Origin of the sequence: Gordonia jinghuaiqii, from assembly GCF_014041935.1 — a bacterium.
Classification (GTDB): Bacteria; Actinomycetota; Actinomycetes; order Mycobacteriales; family Mycobacteriaceae; genus Gordonia; species Gordonia jinghuaiqii.
This window is the reverse complement of record NZ_CP059491.1, coordinates 4,702,813-4,723,295: the sequence shown is the minus strand read 5'-3', so window position 1 is coordinate 4,723,295 and position 20,483 is coordinate 4,702,813. Positions and strand designations below refer to the sequence as shown.

At 68.4% G+C, this 20,483-nt stretch carries 17 protein-coding genes; 11 read left to right on the top strand and 6 right to left on the bottom strand.

Annotation, left to right across the window (positions count from 1 at the left end):
- Positions 1 to 182: 182 nt before the first annotated feature.
- Genes H1R19_RS21020 through H1R19_RS21010 form a run of 3 tightly spaced genes read left to right on the top strand, consistent with a single transcriptional unit; the run spans position 183 to position 1,855 of the window.
- Positions 183 to 1,157: an alpha/beta hydrolase gene (locus H1R19_RS21020; protein WP_188328236.1), complete on the top strand. Its 975-nt coding sequence runs from the start codon at positions 183 to 185 to the stop codon at positions 1,155 to 1,157.
- Positions 1,158 to 1,161: 4 nt separating this feature from the next.
- Complete coding sequence (locus H1R19_RS21015; RefSeq protein ID WP_257865667.1) at positions 1,162 to 1,542, top strand: YidH family protein; 381 nt, start codon at positions 1,162 to 1,164, stop codon at positions 1,540 to 1,542.
- 37 nt (positions 1,543 to 1,579) lie between these two features.
- Positions 1,580 to 1,855: a hypothetical protein gene (locus tag H1R19_RS21010; RefSeq protein ID WP_188328235.1), complete on the top strand. Its 276-nt coding sequence runs from the start codon at positions 1,580 to 1,582 to the stop codon at positions 1,853 to 1,855.
- A gap of 26 nt (positions 1,856 to 1,881) precedes the next feature.
- Here H1R19_RS21010 and H1R19_RS21005 read toward each other — a convergent pair whose 3' ends face one another.
- The gene (locus H1R19_RS21005) at positions 1,882 to 3,801 is read right to left on the bottom strand and encodes an ABC transporter ATP-binding protein (RefSeq protein ID WP_219850068.1); all 1,920 of its coding nucleotides are present in this window, start codon (positions 3,799 to 3,801) and stop codon (positions 1,882 to 1,884) included.
- A 47-nt stretch (positions 3,802 to 3,848) separates the two neighbouring features.
- Positions 3,849 to 4,583, bottom strand: a complete 735-nt coding sequence (gene biuH / locus H1R19_RS21000) for a biuret amidohydrolase (RefSeq protein WP_219850067.1) — start codon at positions 4,581 to 4,583, stop codon at positions 3,849 to 3,851.
- A 243-nt stretch (positions 4,584 to 4,826) separates the two neighbouring features.
- Here biuH and H1R19_RS20995 point away from each other — a divergent pair, with 243 nt between their 5' ends.
- Positions 4,827 to 5,504: a GntR family transcriptional regulator gene (locus H1R19_RS20995; protein WP_219850066.1), complete on the top strand. Its 678-nt coding sequence runs from the start codon at positions 4,827 to 4,829 to the stop codon at positions 5,502 to 5,504.
- Positions 5,505 to 5,623: 119 nt separating this feature from the next.
- Positions 5,624 to 6,634: a glucose-6-phosphate dehydrogenase (coenzyme-F420) gene (gene fgd, locus H1R19_RS20990; protein WP_219850065.1), complete on the top strand. Its 1,011-nt coding sequence runs from the start codon at positions 5,624 to 5,626 to the stop codon at positions 6,632 to 6,634.
- A gap of 58 nt (positions 6,635 to 6,692) precedes the next feature.
- Here the strand turns inward: fgd and H1R19_RS20985 are convergent, their stop codons facing one another.
- Entirely contained in the window at positions 6,693 to 7,592 is a 900-nt protein-coding gene (locus H1R19_RS20985) for a LysR family transcriptional regulator (RefSeq protein ID WP_219850064.1), read from the bottom strand.
- A 98-nt stretch (positions 7,593 to 7,690) separates the two neighbouring features.
- On the opposite strand from H1R19_RS20985, the gene H1R19_RS20980 reads away from it, so the two are divergent.
- The 6 genes from H1R19_RS20980 (at position 7,691) to H1R19_RS20955 (ending at position 15,039) form a co-directional block, all read left to right on the top strand.
- Complete coding sequence (locus tag H1R19_RS20980; RefSeq protein ID WP_219850063.1) at positions 7,691 to 8,734, top strand: DMT family transporter; 1,044 nt, start codon at positions 7,691 to 7,693, stop codon at positions 8,732 to 8,734.
- Positions 8,735 to 8,745: 11 nt separating this feature from the next.
- Entirely contained in the window at positions 8,746 to 9,363 is a 618-nt protein-coding gene (locus H1R19_RS20975) for a hypothetical protein (RefSeq protein ID WP_219850062.1), read from the top strand.
- 18 nt (positions 9,364 to 9,381) lie between these two features.
- Entirely contained in the window at positions 9,382 to 9,939 is a 558-nt protein-coding gene (locus H1R19_RS20970; RefSeq protein WP_188328227.1) for a TetR/AcrR family transcriptional regulator, read from the top strand.
- A gap of 85 nt (positions 9,940 to 10,024) precedes the next feature.
- Positions 10,025 to 11,581 (top strand): FAD-binding oxidoreductase, encoded by a 1,557-nt coding sequence (locus H1R19_RS20965; RefSeq protein WP_219851825.1) that lies wholly within the window; start codon positions 10,025 to 10,027, stop codon positions 11,579 to 11,581.
- A gap of 57 nt (positions 11,582 to 11,638) precedes the next feature.
- Positions 11,639 to 13,825: a phosphate acetyltransferase gene (pta, locus tag H1R19_RS20960; RefSeq protein WP_219850061.1), complete on the top strand. Its 2,187-nt coding sequence runs from the start codon at positions 11,639 to 11,641 to the stop codon at positions 13,823 to 13,825.
- Positions 13,825 to 15,039: an acetate kinase gene (locus tag H1R19_RS20955; protein ID WP_188328225.1), complete on the top strand. Its 1,215-nt coding sequence runs from the start codon at positions 13,825 to 13,827 to the stop codon at positions 15,037 to 15,039. Before pta ends, H1R19_RS20955 begins: the two co-directional genes overlap by 1 nt.
- A gap of 187 nt (positions 15,040 to 15,226) precedes the next feature.
- On the opposite strand, the gene H1R19_RS20950 is transcribed toward H1R19_RS20955, so the two are convergent.
- The 3 genes from H1R19_RS20950 to H1R19_RS20940 are packed head-to-tail and all read right to left on the bottom strand — an operon-like array spanning position 15,227 to position 20,308.
- The gene (locus H1R19_RS20950; RefSeq protein ID WP_219850060.1) at positions 15,227 to 17,851 is read right to left on the bottom strand and encodes a serine/threonine-protein kinase; all 2,625 of its coding nucleotides are present in this window, start codon (positions 17,849 to 17,851) and stop codon (positions 15,227 to 15,229) included.
- 4 nt (positions 17,852 to 17,855) lie between these two features.
- The gene (locus H1R19_RS20945; protein ID WP_219850059.1) at positions 17,856 to 18,860 is read right to left on the bottom strand and encodes a glutamate ABC transporter substrate-binding protein; all 1,005 of its coding nucleotides are present in this window, start codon (positions 18,858 to 18,860) and stop codon (positions 17,856 to 17,858) included.
- Positions 18,857 to 20,308 (bottom strand): hypothetical protein, encoded by a 1,452-nt coding sequence (locus H1R19_RS20940; RefSeq protein ID WP_188328223.1) that lies wholly within the window; start codon positions 20,306 to 20,308, stop codon positions 18,857 to 18,859. The genes H1R19_RS20945 and H1R19_RS20940 overlap by 4 nt, the downstream gene beginning before the upstream one ends.
- Positions 20,309 to 20,483 lie beyond the last annotated feature (175 nt).

The window sequence follows — 20,483 nt, the reverse complement described above, 5'->3', positions numbered from 1 at the left end:
GTTTGAGGTCCACCGACAGGGGTACAACCGATCGGGCCCAGCCACCGTCTAGTCACGAGTTCGAGAATATAGCCGACGAAGATGACCGGACGCCCTCGACACAGTGAACAGCAGAACCCGGCGAATACACGGAAGCAGACGACGTCCGGGTGTAGCTTCGGGCGAGACCAGGAGGAATCCCGATGCCCATCGTCCATCACCGCCGACCGAGTCTCTTGTCGTATCCCCGGTGGTTCGGCGCACGCGTGTTCCTGAAACCGGCGTTGGCCCTGTGGCCGGTCAACAAGGTGGGCCTGGCGGGTCTGTTCCTCATCGACCGGCTGGTCGCGGTGGGGCCCAAACCCCGCGGCGTCGTCCGCGAGCAGCTCGTCCTGGCGAACCGGCCCGCCGAACTGATCATGCCGGTCGGGCCGTCGCGCCGGGACAGCGACACCGCGATCCTCTACCTGCACGGCGGGGCGTTCGTGGTGTGCGGACTCGGCACCCATCGGTCCATCGCGGCGCGCCTGGCGAGTGCGTGCGAGACCCCGGTGTTCTCTCTCGAGTACCGGCAGCTGCCGAACGCCGGTGTGGGTACCTCGGTCGCGGACGCTCTCGACGCCTACGCCGAACTGATCGACGAACGCGGCTATCGACGGGTCGTCGTGGCCGGCGACTCGGCCGGCGGATTCCTCGCCGCGAAGGTGGTCGAGGCGGTCGCCGCCCGCGGATTGCCCAAGCCGCCCGCACTCATCGGGTTCTCGCCCCTGCTGGACCTGGACCTCGGCACCAATCCCGACCGGTCGAGCCGCTCGGACGCCTACCTGCCCAAATCCAAGATGGCGCGGCTGGCCCCGCAGTTCGACAAGGGGCCGGTGCCGCTGACCGGCGTCCGTCGCATCGCCGACGCCGACCTCACGGACTTTCCGCCCACGGTCATGGTGACCGCCGAGGGCGAGATGCTCGAACCCGACGTCATCGACCTGATCGAGTCGCTCGATCAGGCCGGGGTCGAGGCGTTCGCACACAGTTACGCTTGGCAGGTACACGCATTTCCGGTGCTGAGCTCCCGTCACCAGGAAACGCTGCAGGCGGTCGAGGTGACCGCAGCCTTTGCCAAGCGGGTGATTCGAGAGGGCAAGACCGCTGACCAGCGAGAGGACCAGTGGGCCGGCTGACGCCGTGAGCGCCGACCCCGACCCCGACACCACGGACCCGGCGGCCGCGCGGCCGCCGGGGGCGGTCGACGCGCGCTTCACCCTCGCCGCCGAGCGCACGATGCTCGCGTGGGTGCGCACGGCCCTCGGGTTCCTGGCGGCCGGGATCGCCGTGGTCTATCTGTCGCCCGACGCCGACACCCCCGCCCTCGGCATCGCGGTCGGGGTGCTGATGGTCGTCCTGGGTTGTGCGCTGGTACTCATCGGGGCGTGGCGGTGGCGTCGAACCACCAGGGCGCTGGTCGACGGCGGCGAGATGCCCGGCCCGGGCGGGGTGATCTTCATCGTCACTGCGATAGTGGTGGTGGCCGTCTTGGTCGCGATCGTCATGGTGGTCCAGTCCTGATCAGGACACCAGTTCTTCCCAGCACAGGAGTTTTCTCGTGAGTACCGGCCCCGACTTCTCGCGCAGCGCGCAGACGTTCTCGATGACGCTGACCATCGTCGGCGCGACCATCCTGATCGCCTGCATCGGGTTCCTGACCGTCGGCTGGTGGCGGGAGGGGCAGTGGTTCTGGGTGGCCGTGGGCATCGCCGTCGTCGTGGTCAACATCGTCCTGATCGCGATGCAGTTGCGCCGCCGGCTCGGTGAGCGCGTCAACGACCCCGGCAAGCCCCGCCGCGGCCTCATCGACAACTTCGACGACCTCGACGACTGAGCTCCGCCACCCGGCGTCTCGACGGGTCAGGCCGTCAGCGTCTCGTCCTCGTCGGTGGGGTCGTCGCCGGCGAACTGCGTACGGTACAGCTCGGCGTAGCGCCCGTTGCGGGCCAGCAGCGTCGGGTGATCGCCGCGTTCGACGACGCGCCCGCCTTCGAGGACCACGATCTCGTCGGCCGCCCGGATCGTCGAGAGCCGGTGTGCGATCACGATCGACGTCCGGCCTTCGAGCGCCTCGCCCAGGGCCTCCTGCACCGCGGCCTCCGACGTCGAATCCAGATGTGCGGTCGCCTCGTCGAGGATGATCACCGACGGCTGCGCCAGTAGAAGTCGTGCGATCGTCATGCGTTGGCGCTCACCGCCGGACAATCGGTAGCCCCGCTCTCCGACGATGGTGTCGAGGCCGTCGGGCAACGAGCCGACCAATTCGTCGAGGCGGGCTCGGCGCAGCGCGTCCCAGATCTCGTCGTCGGACGTATCGGGCCGGGCCAGAACGAGATTCGCGCGGATGGTGTCGTGGAACAGATGTCCGTCCTGGGTGACCAGTCCGACCGTGCGATGCACCGACGCGCTCTGGAGCCGCCGGATGTCGACCCCGGCCAGCTGAACAGAACCCTCGTCGACGTCGTAGAGGCGGGTCGCCAGGTTCGCGATGGTCGATTTACCGGCACCCGAGCTGCCCACGAGCGCGACCATGCTGCCTGCCTTGACGTCGATGTCGACGTGGTGCAGGACCGTCGATTCGGCCCGGTTGTCCAGCTGCGCAACCTCTTCCAGTGATGCGAGGGACACCTTGTCGGCGGACGGGTAGGCGAAGGACACGTCGGAGAACCGGACCGAGATCGGCACCGGCCGGCCGCCCTCGGTGCCGGGTACCGGGATGGCGTCGGGCGCGTCGGCGATCAGCGGCGGCAGGTCGAGTACCTCGAAGACGCGCTCGAAACTGACCAGCGCACTCATGATCTCGACGCGTGCGTTCGCCAGGGCGGTGAGTGGTGCGTACATCCGGGTCAGCAGCAGTGCCAGCGACACGACCGCGCCGGCGGACAGATGTTCCCGCACCGCGAGCCATCCGCCGAGTCCGTAGACCAGCGCCAGGGCGAGCGCGGACACCAGCGTGAGCATGGTCATGAAGTAGGCCTGCAGCATCGACCGGCGGACGCCGATGTCGCGGACGCGTTCGGCTCGGTCGGCGAACTCCCGCGACTCCAGATCGGGCCGGCCGAACAGCTTCACCAGCGTCGCGCCGGGGGCGGAGAAGCGTTCGGTCATCTGGGTCGACATGCGTGCGTTGTGCTCGGCGGCCTCCCGTGACAGCGCCGCCATCCGGCGTCCCATCCGCCGGGCCGGCACCACGAAGACCGGTAGCAGGATCAGCGCGAGAAGGGTGATCTGCCAGCTGATGGCCAGCATCACCCCGACCGTCAGCGTGAGGGTCACGATGTTGGACACGACGCCGGACAGGGTGTCGCTGAAGGCGCGCTGCGCGCCGATCACGTCGTTGTTCAGCCGGCTGACCAGCGCTCCGGTGCGGGTGCGGGTGAAGAACGCGACCGGCATCTTCTGCACGTGGTCGAACACCGCGCGCCGCAGGTCGAGGATCAGGCCTTCGCCGATGTTGGACGACAACCATCGGATCCCGATCCCGGCGGCGGCCTCGGTGACGGCGATCAGTGCGATCGCGACCGCGAGACCGATGATCATCGTCTCCGACCCGGAGTCGGTGATGAGGTTGACGACCTTGCCGGCGAGCAGCGGGGTCACCACGGTCAGCACCGCGGTGAACACGGACAGGACGAGGAACCACCCGATGCGGCGACGGTGCGGCTGGGCGAACCCGCCGATCCGGCGAAGCGTCAGCCGGCGGTCCGCGCGGAGTCGCCTGCTGCTGGGGAGGGTGGAGGACTTGTACATCATGTCCCAGGCGACCGATTCCATGCTCATGTCCTCCACCGTAGGACTTCAACCCAACTTGAAGTCCAATCGGACGTTCAGGCCATGGCGGATTCGATTCGCGACGCCGCGCCCAGCGCTGTCAGGAGGTCGGCCGAGGAGGCGACGGCTCCGAACACGCCGCCCTGCATGGTGACCATGTTCAGCGCCGCCTCGTGGTTGGCCGGGTCGGTGGCGCCGGTGCAATCGGAGAGGATGAGGCATTCATAACCCCGGTCGTTGGCCTCCCGCATCGTGGTGTGCACGCAGACGTCGGTGGTGATGCCGGTCAGGATGATGTGCGTGATCTGATTGGTCCGCAGGACCAGGTCCAGGTCGGTGGCGTAGAACGCGCCCTTGCCGGGTTTGTCGATGATGATCTCGCCGTCGATCGGCGCGACCTCCGGCACGATCTGCCATCCCGGTTCGTCCCGGATGAGGATGCGGCCGCAGGGCCCGGAGGACCCGATCTCGGCCCCGATCTGTCCCGAGCGCCAGCGCTTGTTGGCCGGCAGGTCGGAGAGGTCCGGTCGATGTCCCTCGCGGGTGTGGATCACGGTCAGGCCGGCCTCGCGCGCGGCGGCGAGGACGCGCGCCGTGGGCTCGAGGGGCGTGCGGGTCAGGGCGAGGTCGTACCCCATCGAATCGACATATCCGCCGGGGCCGCAGAAGTCGGTCTGCCAGTCGATGCAGAGCAGCGCGGTGTGGGCCGGGTCGAAGCCGCCGTCGTAGGGCCAGGCGTACGGCCGGGCGTCGGAGAGGGCCGGAAAGCTGTGTGGTGCAGCCGAAGTCATGGATGTGTCCTTCGCGGGTCCGGTTGTCGGGCGGAGCGGGTACGTCGGGCGGGGTCGTCGAGGTCTCGCGCGACCCAGTTCCTATAGGAAACGCGTCGATCGTCGCGCGACGATTGCCGTCGTGTTAACGACCCATTAACAGGTGGTCAGACGGTCTCAGGGCCGCGGGACGCAGTGGGTCGGGGTGGAGGACTGTTCCCAATCAGCCTGCGAGATCACGCAATTCATATAGGATCAGGTCGCATGATCGACAGCGGCGCAGGTGCTGCCACCACACCGGCTCCCGCGGACCGCATCCGAGCCGACGTGGAGGAGTCGATCCTCTCCGGACGGCTGTCGCCGGGGGCCCGGATCAACGCCGACGAACTCGCCCGGGCGTCCGGGGTGAGCCACATCCCGGTTCGCGAGGCCCTGCGCTCGCTCGAGGCGGAGGGGTGGGTCAGTCGCCGCCACAATCGCGGTACCTACGTGCGTGAACGCGACCCCGCGGAACTGGCCGATCTGTTCGAGGCCCGCCTCGTCGTCGAGCGGCGCGCGGCGTGGCTCGCCGCGCAACGACGCACCGCCGCACAACTCGACGCCCTCGCGCGCATCGTCGACCGGCAGGAGGTCACCGCCGACGACGCCGCGCTGTCGGCGATCAACTGCGACTTCCACGTCGGGCTCGCCGGGTGCGCACACAATCGGGTCCTCGAGGCGATGGTCGCCGACGTCAACAAACGGGTGCGCTTCTACTACCTGCCGACCGCGGGCCGACGTCACGACGTGTCGGTCGCCGAGCATCGGGCAATTCTCGACGCCGTCCGCGACCGGGACGCCGATCGTGCTGCCGACCTGCTCGAGAGTCATATCGCCGACACCCGGGCCGGCGCCTCGGCGCACGCCCACCGGGAGGCGAGGCACGACGCGGCCCCGGTGTGAGCGGGATCGGCCTCTGACGTCGGTCTCCTCGTCATGCTCTAGGTTGGTAAGCGAGATCACAGACGCGATCGACCGGGCACGCAGGTCGGCTCAGGCCGACGGTAAGGGGCGAGGCAGACATGGCAGAACTCAAACTGGGCTTCAAGGCATCTGCGGAACAGTTCGATCCGCGGGAACTGGTGGAGATCGCGGTCGCGGCCGAAGAGCACGGCATGGACTCGGTCGCGGTCAGCGATCACTTCCAGCCCTGGCGACACAACGGCGGCCACGCCCCCTTCTCGCTGGCATGGATGGCGGCGGTCGGCGAACGCACCGAGCGGGTGCAGATCGGCACGTCGGTGATGACCCCGACCTTCCGCTACAACCCCGCCGTCATCGCCCAGGCCTTCGCGTCGATGGGCTGCATGTACCCCGGCCGGATCATGCTCGGCGTCGGCACCGGCGAGGCACTCAACGAGTACGCCACCGGCTTCCAGGGGGAGTGGCCCGAGTTCAAGGAGCGCTTCGCCCGGCTGCGTGAGTCGATCACGCTCATGCGTGAGTTGTGGACCGGCGAAGAGGTCAACTTCGACGGTGAGTACTACCACACGCAGGGCGCCTACATGTATGACGTTCCGGAGCAACCGATCCCGGTGTACGTCGCGGCCGGCGGGCCGGTCGTGGCGCGGTATGCGGGCCGGTCCGGCGACGGTTTCATCTGTACCTCGGGCAAGGGCGCTGAGCTCTACACCGAGAAGCTGCTGCCCGCGGTCGCCGAAGGTGCCCAGAAGGCCGAACGCGACTTCGACGCCATCGACAAGATGATCGAGATCAAGATCTCCTACGATCCCGATCCCGAACTGGCACTGGAGAACACGCGTTTCTGGGCGCCGTTGTCGCTGACGCCGGAGCAGAAGCACAGCGTCAACAGCTCGACCGAGATGGAACGCCTCGCCGACGAGCTGCCCATCGAGCAGGTCGCCAAGCGGTGGATCGTCACCTCCGACCCCGACGAAGCCGTCGAGAAGGTCAAGTTCTACACCGACGCCGGACTCAATCACCTCGTGTTCCACGCACCCGGTCACGATCAGCGCCGGTTCCTCGAGAACTTCGAGCGCGACCTCGCCCCGCGTCTGCGCGCGTTGGGCTGAGTTCGCCCGTCTCCCGCCGGCTGAGCCGCGTCTCCCGCCGGCTGAGCCCCGCCGAAGCCTACGAGATCGTCTGTGCGACAGCAGTTTCGAGCAGGTCGAGGACGCGTTGCACCGGAGTCAGTTCGATTGCGGCCTGACGTATCCGCACCCGAATCGACCGGGCGGGCGTCGGGTCCACGATGGGCACCGCCGCGACCCCTGGTGGCAGGTCGAGAAGAGCCAGGCGGGGCACGACGGTGAGTCCGACGCCGGCGGCGACGAACCGTATCGCGGTCGGGTAATCCTGTGTCTCGATGCTGAAGTCGGGTGCGAAGCCGACCGCGGTGCAGGCGTCGAGCAGCGCCTGGCGGCAGGGTCCGCGGGCGACGTCGTTGTCGACCCACGGCACCCCCGACAGTTCCCTCAGGGTCACCTGGTCGCGGGTCGCCCATTCCGAATCGGGGGGCACCACTGCGTGATACGGATCTGTGGTCAACGGTCGGCTGACGAATCCGCCGACATCGACCGACGGCCGGCCGGTGTCCTCGACGTAGATCTCGACATCCGGCGACGTCGCGGACGGCCCCATCAGTTCGATGAGTCGCAGGTCCAGTCGCAGGCCGGGGAACTCGCGTGAGATCGTGGCCACGATGGGCGGTATCCAGGTGGTGCCGGCCGACGCGAAGTAGTTGATCCGCAGTTGACCGAGGCGTCCGTCGCGGAGTTCGGAGATCAGGCCGTCGACACGGGCGAGCTGCTCGAACACCGACTCGGACTCCGTGGCGAGGATGGTGCCGGCCTCGGTGGCCACGATGCCCCGGCCATCCCGTTCCACCAGCACCAGTCCGGTCTCCCGCTGCAGGGCGGCGATGTGCTGACTCACCGCCGATGGCGTGTATCCCAGTGCGGCGGCGGCACCGCCGATGGACCGTTCGCCGATGACCGAACGCAGGACGCGGAGTCGATGGATGTCGACCATGCCGGTGACACTACAACCGGCGACATTACAGTGCGACTGAACTATCCAAAAGAAATATTCACTTGTTCTGAAGTCGCCGATACGCGACGCTGGATGCCATGTCGCCACGCCGGTCGCCGACGAGCCTCGTCCCCGCCGCCTCGCTGCCGGCACTCGCCGCGATCGTCACCGTCGTGCTGTGGGCGTCGGCGTTCGTGGGCATCCGGGCGTTGGGCGACACCTTCTCGCCGGGCTCGATGGCGTTCCTGCGCCTGCTCTCCGCGGTGGTGCCGCTGACGGTGATCGTGATGGGCGTCCGTCTGCGCAGGCGGGGCGCCGATGCGCCCACTCGTCCGGTGCTGCCCCGGGGCCGCCCGTTGGTTCTGGTGATCGCCTACGGCGTCGCGTGGTTCGCCGGTTACACCGTCCTGTTGAACTGGGCCGAACAGCATCTCGACGCTGGCACGGCCGCACTGCTGGTGAACCTCGCCCCGGTCCTCGTCGCCGTGTACGCGGGATTGTTTCTGGGAGAGGGCTTTCCACGCCACCTCGTGATCGGGATGACGACTGCGTTCGCGGGGGTAGTGCTGATCGCGCTCGGCGGATCGGCGACAGCCGATGCGCACGCGAACTGGCTAGGAATAGTCCTCGGAGTTGCCGCCGCGGTTCTCTACGCCACCGGCGTACTCATCCAGAAGTCGGCACTGCGCACGGTGGACGCACTCGCGGCCACCTGGCTCGGGTCCGTCGCGGGTCTCGTCGCAACCATGCCCTTCGCGCCGACGGCGCTCGCCGAACTGGCAGGTGCCGACCCGTCCGCGATCTGGGCGGTGATCTACCTCGGCGTCGGCCCGACGGCGATCGCGTTCTCGACGTGGGCATATGCGCTCGCCCGTACCGACGCGAGTGCGATGGCGGCGACGACACTGGTGGTCCCGGCGATCGTCATCGTCCTGTCGTGGATGCTTCTGGGCGAGCTGCCGACCGGCGTCGGGATCGTCGGTGGGGTGCTGTGCATCGTCGGCGTGGCGATCGCCCGGCGGCTGCTGCCGATGAGGCGTCGTGGGGCGCGCAGTGCGCGTAGCCTTGACGCATCGTCACCGGCGGCGACGCCGCCAGAGTCGACCGGCACACCCGCCGGAACGCCCGCCGGAACGCCGTAGGAGGGACTCCCATGCGCAAGCTCGTCGCCGGTGTCGCGATCGGCGGTTCGCTCACGATCGGCGCGGTGGGAACGCTTCTCGTCGTCGACTCGTCCTCACCCGCGGCGCCGTCCGCCCAGATCTGCAGCTCGTTCTCCGGCAGCGGTCCGGTTCCGTTCTGTTCGTTCCGCGTCGACGGTTCCAGGCTGCAGATCATCCTGCGCAACAACGCGACCGGCATTCCACCGGTGCTCTGCTCGCTGACGCCGAGCGGTGCGAACCGCCCGACGGACACGGTCACCCTCGGCCCCGGTGAACGCGGAACACTGGGCGCCGTCGTCCCGGGGAATCTGCCGCGGAGCTTCGACGTGGGCTGCGAGGGAGGGGCGCCGGGAAACGACCGCGTCTCCCGGCACACCACGATCATCGCCCGCGGTGAGGCTGCCGGCCCACGCACCACGAACCCCGCACCGCGGCGGCACTCGGCACCTGCGCCGCCCCCTTCCACGCGCGATGCGCCGTCCACGAGGAGTGCCCCGGCGCAACCCGTGGAACCGGCGGACCCGCCGCGGTCGGACGACGACGGCGCGTCGAAGATCTCCCCGCCGGACACCACAACGACCACCACGACAGTTCCCCGCCCCACGTGATTCGCTACGGTTTCTTGCATGGATCGTGACCGCATGGTGGACGTCGGAGTGGGGCTGGTGTCCCGGTTCGGCGCCAAGACGCTGAGTTTGACCTCGGTGGCACGTCACGCCGGGGTCGCACGGGCCACCGCGTACCGCATGTTCGGCGGTCGCGACGCGCTGGTCGCCGCGATCGTCGAACGCGAGGTCTCCCTGCTCCGCGTCAAGCTGACCGAGTGGGCGCAGACCGCGCCCGACGCGGCCGGCAAGGTCCGCGCCCAGGTGGTCAACGTGTTGCCCTACATCCGTGGCCACGAGGCACTGCAGTACGTCCTGCACAAGGAACCCGAGGAGATCGTGCGGGCCCTCGTGTCGACCAGCGACTCCGCAGGCCCCAGTCTCATCCATCAGATCGTGGCGGAGACGCTGCCCGATCTGGAGCCGGAGATCGGTGATCAACTGCTGCCCAATCCGCGCGGAGCCGCCGAGTTCCTGGTGCGGACCATCTATTCGCTGATGCTGATCCCCGACAGCTTTCTCTCCGACGAGGAGATCGCCGAACTCGTGGTGCGGGCCATCGTCAAGACGGAGCGGTGATCTGCGCGTGACCGGCGACCAGCGACCCGGTGACCAGCGAGCCGGGGAGCACCCCGGGGACGAGACCCTTCTGCCGGTCATCCAGATGCACCGCCCGCGCTGGGGCGATCCCGCGCGAACCACCGAGCTGCCCGGTGCGGCCGCGACACTCGCGGGTGAGTCGGCACCGCATCACGGGGTCGACCCGGACACCATCACGCTGCCCGGTCCGGCGATGTCCGACGCCGTCCGCGCCCGGCTGGCGGCCATCGTCGGTGCGGAGAACCTCACCGACGCCGACACGGCCCGGGTGCAGCACACCCGAGGCTTCTCGATGCCGGACCTGCTGCGACTTCGCGCAGGGAACGCAGTCGACGCACCCGATCTCGTGGTCTACCCGGGCGATCACGACGAGGTCGTCGAGATCCTGGCCGCCTGCGCGCGACTCAACGTGGCGGTGGTGCCGTTCACCGGCGGCACCTCGGTGGTCGGCGGGCTCGCCCCGGACGCAACCGGGCACGACGGTGTCGTCAGCCTGGATCTGAGGCGGCTCGACCGGATCGAGGAGATCGACGAGATCTCTCGACTCGCCACGCTGCAGGCCGGGCTGCGCGGGACCGCCGCGGAAACGCTTCTGCGCGAACGCGGTTGGACACTCGGGCACTTTCCCCAGTCCTACGAGGGCGCGGGGATCGGCGGATATGCGGCCACCCGGTCGGCGGGGCAGTCGTCGGCGGGTTACGGACGCTTCGACGAGATGGTCGAAGGACTCGTCCTCGCGACCCCGCGGGGGACCGTCGAACTCGGCACGGCCCCGCGCTCGGCGGCAGGCCCCGACCTGCGTCAGCTGATCCTCGGGTCGGAGGGCGTGTTCGGGGTGATCACGAGCGTGCGCGTCCGCATCCGCCCGGCGCCTGCCGGCCGCGTCTTCGACGGCTGGCGCTTCGCATCCTTCGAGCAGGGTGCGACCGCTCTGCGACGACTCGCCCAGGACGGGCCGCTGCCGACGGTGATCCGGCTCTCCGACGAGGTGGAGACCGCGATCAACCTCGCCGACCCCGATCAGCTCGGCGGCGAGTCGTCGGGATGTCTGGTCATCGCCGGCTACGAGGGCGAGGCGGACGAGGTCCGCCGCCGCCGGGACGCGGCGTCGGCGGTACTCACCGACGCGGGTGGCACAGCGCTGGGTACCGAACCCGGCGAGGCCTGGCGCACAGGACGTTTCGCCGGACCGTACCTCCGGGATCCGCTCCTCGACGCGGGGGTCCTGGTCGAGACGCTGGAGACCGTGACGTTATGGTCGAAGCTGCACGGGTTGCGGGCGGCGGTCACCGAGGCGATCACCGGCTCCCTCACCGCCTCGGGCACCCCGCCGCTCGTGATGTGCCACGTCAGCCACGTCTACGAATCCGGCGCATCGCTGTACTTCACGGTCGTCGCACCGTTCGGCACCGATCCGCTGGCCGACTGGGGAGCCGCGAAAACCGCCGCAAACAACGCGATTCGGGCTGCCGGGGCGAGCATCACACACCATCACGGGATCGGCCGCGATCACCGCGACGCCTATCACGACGAGATCGGGCCCCTCGCGCTCGAAGCCCTCCGCGCGGTGAAAGCGCATCTCGACCCCGATGGGGTGTGCAACCCGGGCATCCTGATCTGACGGGGCACCTGATCTGGGAAGCATCCTGAACGGCAGCGACGCCACTATGCTGGGCGCATGGCCACGGATGCAGAGCACGCCGCCAATGCCGATCCCGTCGGGAACGCCGAACCGGCACCCGGCGCCGAGGCCACGACCAGCATCTACATCGCCTCGTCGGAGGGGGAGACCGGCAAGTCGATCGTCGCGCTGGGGTTGCTGGTCCTGCTGTCGGCGACCGGCGGCCGGGTGGGCGTCTTCCGCCCGATCTCACGCGCGGCGGCCGGTGAGCGGGACCATGTCCTCGACCTGCTCATCGACTACGACTCGGTGGACATCCCCTACGAGGACTGCCTGGGCGTCACCTACGAGCAGGTCCACGAAGATCCGGAAGGTGCGATCGCGGAGATCGTCGCCCGCTACCACGCACTCCGATCCCGTTGCGATCGTGTGGTCATCGTCGGCTCGGATTACACAGATGTCGGCACCCCGTCGGAGCTGAGCTACAACGCCCGGATCGCGGCGAATCTGTCGGCGCCGATGGTGTTGGCGCTCAGGGCGATCGATCGTTCACCCGCCGAGCTGCGCGGGCTCGCCGAGGCGTCGATCGCCGAGGTCACCGCCGCCCACGCGACCCCGATCGCCTTGGTCGCCAACCGATGCGATCCCGACCGGCTCGACGAGATCCATGCCCAGCTGGTGCGCACCGGGATACCGGCGTTGTGCCTGCCCGAGGAGCCTGTGTTGTTCGCGCCCACGATGGGTGAGCTCAAGGAAGCCCTCGGCGCGACCATGTACAGCGGCGACGAGGAGCTGCTCGACCGCGAGGCACTGCGGGTGATGGTGGGCGGCATGACGGTGGAGCACATCCTCGAGCGGCTGACCGACGGCACCGTCGTCATCACCCCGGCAGACCGTTCCGATGTCCTGCTGGCACTGGTCAATGCGAACACTGCGCAGGGCTTCCCACGGTTGTCGGGGATCATCCTCAACGGCGGGCTCAAACCGCATCCGATGATCGAGGCCCTGGTCAGCGGACTCAAGCCGACTCTGCCGATCATCAGTTGCCAGCAGGGCACCTACGACACCGCACGCGCCGCGGCCCACACCCGGGGTCGGCTGGGCGCGGGATCGGCCCGCAAGATCGAAGCCGCCCTGGCGCTCATCGACACCCACGTCGATCCCGAACAGGTGTTGCACAGCCTCAACGTCGCCACGCCGACGGTCGTGACCCCGCAGATGTTCGAGTACCGACTCGTCTCCCGGGCGCGTGCCGACCGCAAGCACATCGTGCTGCCGGAGGGCGACGACGACCGTATCCTGCGTGCCGCCAATCGCCTCGCCCGGCGCGGGGTCGCCGACCTCACGCTCCTCGGCGATCCCGACGACGTTCGCGCGCGTGCGGTCGAGCTCGGACTCGACCTCGGCGACGTGTCCGTCATCGACCCGGCCGCCTCCGGGTATCTCGACGAGTTCGCCGAGATCTACACCGAACTCAGGAAACACAAGGGGATGGAATTCGAACGCGCACAGGAGAAGATGCGCGACGTCTCCTACTTCGGCACGATGATGGTGCACACCGGCCGTGCCGACGGCATGGTGTCCGGTGCGTCGCACACCACCGCACACACGATCCGTCCGGCATTCGAGATCATCAAGACCAAGCCGGGGGTGTCCACGGTGTCGAGTGTGTTCTTCATGTGTCTCGCCGACAAGGTACTCGCCTACGGGGACTGCGCAATCGTGCCCGATCCGACCGACGAACAACTCGCCGACATCGCGATCTCCTCCGCCCGGACCTCCGCCGCTTTCGGGATCGATCCGCGGGTCGCGTTGTTGTCCTACTCCACCGGTACCTCGGGATCGGGAGCCGACGTCGAAAAGGTGAAGACCGCAACCGAACTCGTGCGTGAGCGGGCGCCGGAGCTCCTCGTCGAGGGGCCCATCCAGTACGACGCCGCCGTCGAGCCTTCGGTGGCCGAGACCAAGATGCCCGACTCCCCGGTCGCCGGACGTGCGACCGTGCTGATCTTCCCGGACCTCAACACCGGCAACAACACCTACAAGGCGGTTCAACGCAGTGCGGGGGCGGTCGCGATCGGGCCGGTGCTGCAGGGGTTGAACAAACCGATCAACGACCTCAGCCGGGGAGCGCTGGTCTCCGACATCGTGAACACCGTGGCCATCACCGCGATCCAGGCGCAACAGGCGCAGGCCGAGCAGACCGTCGCGCCCGCGGAAACCGGCGGCGAGGAGGAACGCTGATGGCCGACACCACGGGTGCCGTCCTCGTCTTCAATGCGGGTTCGTCGTCGCTGAAATACCAACTCGTGCAACCGGACGACGGTACCGTCCTGGCCGAGGGCATCGCCGAACGGATCGGGGACGCGGGATCATCGATCACTCATGAGCAGAACGGTGAGTCGGTCACCGAGACACTGGTTCTCGACGACCATCTCGCCGCGGTACAGCGCGCCGAGCAGTTCTTCGCCGACAACGGTACCGACTTGGCGAGCGCGGGTCTGACCGCGGTCGGTCACCGGGTGGTACACGGCGGTCGATCGTTCCACGAGCCGACTCTGGTCACACCGCACGTCATCTCCGAGATCAAGCGGATCTCCACGCTCGCACCGTTGCACAACCCGGCCAACCTCGTCGGGATCCTGGCCGCCCAGGACCTGCTGCCCGACGTGCCGTCGGTCGCGGTGTTCGACACCGCTTTCTTCCACGGCCTGCCCGACGCGGCCGCCACGTACGCCATCGACCGCGAGGTCGCCGTCGAACATGCCATCCGGCGCTACGGTTTCCACGGCACGAGCCACGAGTACGTCTCCGGTCGGGTAGCCGAGTTCCTGGGGCGCGATCCCGCCGACCTCAACCAGATCGTGCTGCACCTGGGCAACGGGGCGTCGGCGTCGGCCATCGCCGGTGGACATCCGATCGACACGTCGATGGGCATGACGCCGCTCGAGGGACTGGTGATGGGCACGCGCAGCGGTGACATCGATCCAGGTCTGGTGTTGCACCTGAACCGGATCGCCGACCTCAGCGTCGACGAGATCGACACCCTGCTCAACAAGCGTGCCGGGCTCAAGGGTCTGTGCGGTGAGAACGACTTCCGGACCATCACCGAACTGATGGACTCCGGTGACGCCGCGGCCCGGCGCGCTTTCGACGTCTACATCCACCGGCTGCGTCGCTATCTCGGGGCGTACACCTTCGCATTGGGCCGGCTGGACGCGATCACCTTCACCGCGGGTGTCGGCGAGAACTCGGCGCGCGTGCGGTCCGAGGCCCTCGCCGGACTCGAAGGGTTCGGCATCCGCGTCGATCCGGGACGAAACGAAGTGCGCGACAAGGCGGCTCGACGGATATCCGCCGACGACAGCGCCGTGGAGGTGCTGGTGGTGCCGACCAACGAGGAGCTGGCCATCGCGCGCCAGTCCGCAGCGGTGGTGGCGTCGCTGTCCGCTCGCTGAACCGAGGGGAACCCGAGCTCGGCCCCGGGAACCTCACGCTGTGGAGTTGCCAATGGTCGTGCGCGGTCTCGGGTTTCTCCGATCGCTTGTTGCGGCAGTATGGTCCGGTATGCGGTTCAAACTGCCGCAAGAGTGTGGGCTCCTGTGGGGCAACAGATCCGATTCTGAGAGTTCCGGTCGGCCGCCCTCAGAACAACGTGTTCGGGCGCACGTAGTTGGCGAGGTCGACGAGCATGAAGCGGTGGTCCCGGTTGTTCCGTGTCTGACGGGCGAGCTGGCGCAGCGAACGCTCGGTGCCGGTACGAATTCCGTACTCGGTGAACGGGAACCCGAGAAGCGTGGACGGCTCCTTGTCGGCCGAGGCCTGCTCGGGATTGTCGTGAATCCACCCCAGCGCCGTGCCCAGCACGATGAGCAGCATCCGGACCTTACGGGGCTCGGTGTCGGGGATCTGCTCGAGACGTCGTGCGGCTTCGACGATCTGCTCGCGGGTGACCTGCGACGTCGGGCGGCCGTGGACGAGAGCGATGATCGCAGTGGCGCGAGCGGTGTTGAAATGCCGGCTTGTCGCCGGCACCTCGTCGAGAGGCTGGATCGCGGCATCGATGTCTCGGTTGGCGACCGCGAGCCGGGCGAGCCCGAATGCGGCGGTGACGATGCTGTGATCGGTCAGCCACAGATCGTGATAGTGGTGTTGCGCAACGTCATAGAGGTGCGCAATCTTCTCTGCGGACTTCGCCGTACCCTTCTCGGCGGACAGCCACCGGCCGATGAGCTCGGCGGTGCCGGCGACCGCGAGCTTGGGGGCAACCTCGCCGGGCATCGCCCCGAGCACCTCGTCGAACCGCTCATAGGCGAGCTCCGGCTCGTCGTTCATCAACGCGCAGATCCCCATGTACCACTCGACCCGCCATGAATCCCCGTGGTTGATGCGAACTTCGCGGAGAAGGGCGAGTGCGGTGTCCACGTCGTCGAGCTGGAGGTGCGCGCGTGCCTCGGCGAGATCGATCTCCCGTGACGGGTGGGCGTTCTGGACCGGGCGGCCGCCGAAGAGCGACGCGAAACCCTCTGCCCGTGCGGTGTTGATGGAGTCCAGGGTCTGGCGTGGATCCGACAACGCCGCGGAGGTGAGCAGGCTCGCCGCCGGGTCGAGCGGATTGACCAGGGGCACCGGCAGCGCGTTGGCGATGTCGACCGGGTCGTAGAAGGCGGCCTGGTCGGGGTCGAAGAACCCGTCGACCGGTGCGAGCATGAGATCGGTGCCGAATGTCGAACGCTGCGGGGTGAACACGGTCGACAACGCCGGGCGGGGCACGCCGGTGTGGACGGCGACCGTCTCGCGCAGAACGTTGAGCACCTGGGTGCTCATCTCCTCGGCCGAGACGAATCGTTCGGCCGGGTCGGATGCCGTCGCACGCTGCAGCAGAAGGTAATACGACGGGTTGTTGCGGAAGACGGGGGTCTCCGACGCCGGGGGCAGTCCGTCGACGTAGCGGCCGTTGCGCATCTCGATCGGCACGGTGAGCACAGCGAGGGTGCGGCCGATGCTGTAGATGTCGGTCGCGATCTGCGGACCGGTCTCGACGATCTCGGGAGCCTGGAAACCCGGCGTGCCGTAGAGATGCCCGTATCCGTTGATCGGGGACACCGCGCCGAGGTCGATGAGTTTGACCTCGTCGCTGCCGACCATGATGTTCTCGGGCTTCACATCGTTGTAGACCAGGCCGACCGAATGCAGATATCCCACCGCGAGAAGCACTTCGAGGATGTAGGCGAGGCCCTGCTCCACCGACAACAGTCTGTTGCCGGGGCCTCCGGAGGTGATCTGTTTGAGCGTCTGGCCGCCGATGTACTCCATCACGATGTAACCGAAGCGCTCGCCGTTGTCGTCGACATGCTCGACGAAGTTGTAGATCTTGACGATACCGGGATGGTTCACCGACGCCAGGAACTGGCGCTCGGCAACGGCGACCCGTTGCGCCTCCGAGTCCAGGGAGTTGAGCAGGCCCTTGAGAACGACGGGGCGGTCGCTCACGTTGCGGTCGATCGCGAGGTAGATCCAGCCGAGGCCGCCGTGGGCGATCGCGCCGGCGATCTCGTACTGCTCGGCGACCAGGGTCCCCGGTGCGAGGCCGGGCACAAACGAGTAGCGCGCACCGCAATTGGCGCAGTCTCCGGTGGGCGGACCAGCACCCTCGCCGTCGAGCCGGCCGACGGGTTTGCCGCACCGCCAGCAGAACCGCTTGCTCTCCGCGATCACCGGGTCGTCGATGACGGCGTCCTCGGGTTCGATGTCGGTGATCTTGGGCATCTCGACGAGGCCGCTGCCGAGTCGGCGTTCATGCACGGGTGGCCGACGACGCGGCACCAGGCGCCGGCCGAGCGGGCCCGAATCGCCCTCCAGGGTGGGCACGGTCGGGCCCGTACGGGTCACCCGGTCGGTCCGTCCCTCGGAACGGTTCTCGGGCCTGATGCCGACGGTGAAGACCGGCTCGGCGGCCTGGGTCCCGACGTGAGGATCAGTGGCGTGGCGGTCGGCGGCGTCGGGGCCGGCCGGATGTTCGGGGTCGGCGGTGAGCGCGGCGAGGTCAGCCTTCTGGGTGCCGACCTCGGCGACCTCCTCGGTGGTGCCGGCAGTGTCGGTGTCGGTGTCGGTGTCGCCCATCAGCGCGTCGAGGGACACCCGTTGGGTGCCGACCTCATCGGGCTCGGGCTGCTCGTCGCGCTCGGGCCGCTCGTCCGGCACGGTCGGCGCGGTCTGCTCGCCGGGCTCGGCACGGTCGGACTGGAAGGGATCGTGGGCGAAGTCCATGGCGTCAGTCCCGGTAGTACGGCTGGGGAGCGCCGAATCCACTGTCGAGGATGGACAGCCAGCGGTCGCGGATCTGCTGCCACCGACCGGTCGCGCGCATGTTCTCGAGCACACCGTTGACGAACCGGACCATGTCGTCCTGGCCCTTCGGGATACCGACGCCGTAGAACTCCTCGCCGAGGCTGGGACCGACGACCCGAACCCACGGGTCCTGGGCGGCGAGGCCCGCGAGGATGGCGTCGTCGGTGGTCACCGCGTCGATCTGACCCTGCTGCATCAGGACCAGGCAGTCGGCCCAGGTGGTGGTGCTGACCATGCGTGCGCGTGGCTGGATGGACTGCAGGCGGCCGATCGAGGTGGTGCCGCGGGCCGCGCAGACCCGCTTGTCCGCGAGCTGGGCGGGACCGATGATCGACGAGTTGCGGAACGACAGGATGCGTTGCGAGGCAACATAATAGGGCGCGGAGAAGCTGATGTCGTCCAGGCGGTCGCAGGTGATGCTCATCGTCTTGATCACCACGTCGACCGTCTTGTCGCGCAGCGCGTCGATCCGCTGTGCCGAACTCAGCACCTGGAACTCCACCCGTCGGTCGTCGCCGAAGATGGCACCCGCGATCTCGTGGGCGAGGTCGACGTCGAAGCCCTGGATGTCACCGGAGATCGGGTCGCGGAAACTGAACAGGTTGGACCCGATGTCGAGGCCGACGATCAGCCGGCCACGCTCGAGGATGCCGGCCATCGTCGAGTTCGGCGGCATCCGGCCCGGCTCGGGCATCTGCGCGGGCGGCCGCAGCGTCAGCGTCGCGTTGCACGCTTCCGAACTCGGTGGTGGTTCGACGGGCACATCGGTCTGCACGCCGGGGAGTACCGGCGAACCGGCGGTGGCGGTCGGTGGTGGTGACTCCGGTGCGGGAAACCGCACACATCCCGTCGCGACCACGGCGATCAACATCAGGAGAACCGCCGGCACGAGGACTGTCCGGCGGCGGCTGGTAACAGGGCGTGTCATCGGTACTCCCGTATCCGCGGGATGAGGCCGCCGACGACGGCGATGGCGGCGAAGAGGGTGAGCAGCAAGATGCCCGTGCCGGTGAATCCCAGCACGCGCTGAGCGGTGTTGATGTCGTCCCGGAACGAGGTGCGCGCGGTGGTGATCGCGTCGACGAGACCGGTGTCGACGGCGGTGTACGCGCTCGCCGAGCTGTCGGGTCCGTCGCCGACGGTGTGCAGGCGGGCTCGGCTGAAGTCGCCGATCTGGATGTAGCGCCGGACGGCGGCGTCGGTTCGCTGCCACTCCCTGAGCTCGGCGGTGACCGCGTCGAGCTGCTCGGTGGACACCGCACTGTCCCCGTCCTCGGTCGTCGCGCGCACCTCGTCGACGATCTTGCCGATCTCGTTGGTCGCCGCGGAGAACGTGCGCTCGAGGCCGCCCTGGTCCCCACGCCGGATCAGCGACAGCGTCTCGGCCGATCTCGCCTGCTGGGTGAGGATGCGGGCGGCGGTGAGTTCGCGCAGCGGGTCGGCGCCGTCGGTGCGTGCATCGCTGGTCGCCGCGACCGACAGCAGGCCCGACGCCAGCAGCCACAGCGTGCCGATGGCCAGCGCCATGACGGCCGAGACGATGCCGATGTTGAAGCGGCGTCGGGTCCGGCGGGCGAGGTAGCGCGACGTCAGCACCAGCGCGGTGAGCAGCAAGAGCAGGCCCGTGTACACCGTCCACGGCGGGCGGGTGAGCGAGCGCTGCGGATCGGCGATGGCCATCGAACGGCGCTCGTACAGGCGTTGCGCGGCGGGCAGGATCTGGTCCTGCATCATCGACGACGCCTGCCCGAGGTATGCCGAGCCGACCGGATTGCCGAGCCGGTTGTTGGTGCGCGCGGTCTCGATGAGTCCGCTGTAGACGGGGATCGACGTCGACAGGGTCTTGAGGTCGGAACTGAGCGCCTGTTCGGTCCTGTTCGCGGCCATGCCGGAACCGGGTTCGCTGGAGGTCCCGGTCGCCAGGATCAACGACGACGCCGCCGTGGCGAGTGCATCGGAGTAGCGCTGCCGCAGCTCCGGCGATTCCAGACCGCCCGAGATGAACGCGGCGCTGGCCGAGGCGTCGGCGATGGACAGCGAGCTGTAGAGAACCTGGGCGGCCTCCGCGAGCGGCTCGGTCCGGTCGATCAGCCGCTGCAGGGTCTGGGTGCGGTTTTCGAGGACCGTCGAGGCGTACAAGCCGGTCCCCAGACATCCGAGCGCGAGGATCGTACAGATGATGATGAGCTTGCCGGGCGTCGTGACGGCGTAGTGCCGGAGGGTCTGGAAGGGGGACTGCGCGCGTTCGCGTGCCGTGGCGACGAGTGCGCGGCGATCGGCGAGAACCTGACGGATCGGCGGGGTGGCCTGGGCGGGGCGGATCGTGCGGCCGCCACGGGTGAGTGCCGTCCGCACCGAGGACGCGTCGCCGGTCACCTACCTGATCCCTTCTCGAACGCTGGATCGTCTCCGGTGGGAGTTCTACGGTCACCGGTTGCACGTTCCGGAGTTCCGTGGCCGGGCGATCAACGCCAGGTGTCGTGTCATCTGGGTCATCGATCACCGGGTTGCGCGTGTTTCAGCCTAGGCCATAGGTATGGGTTCCTCCGGG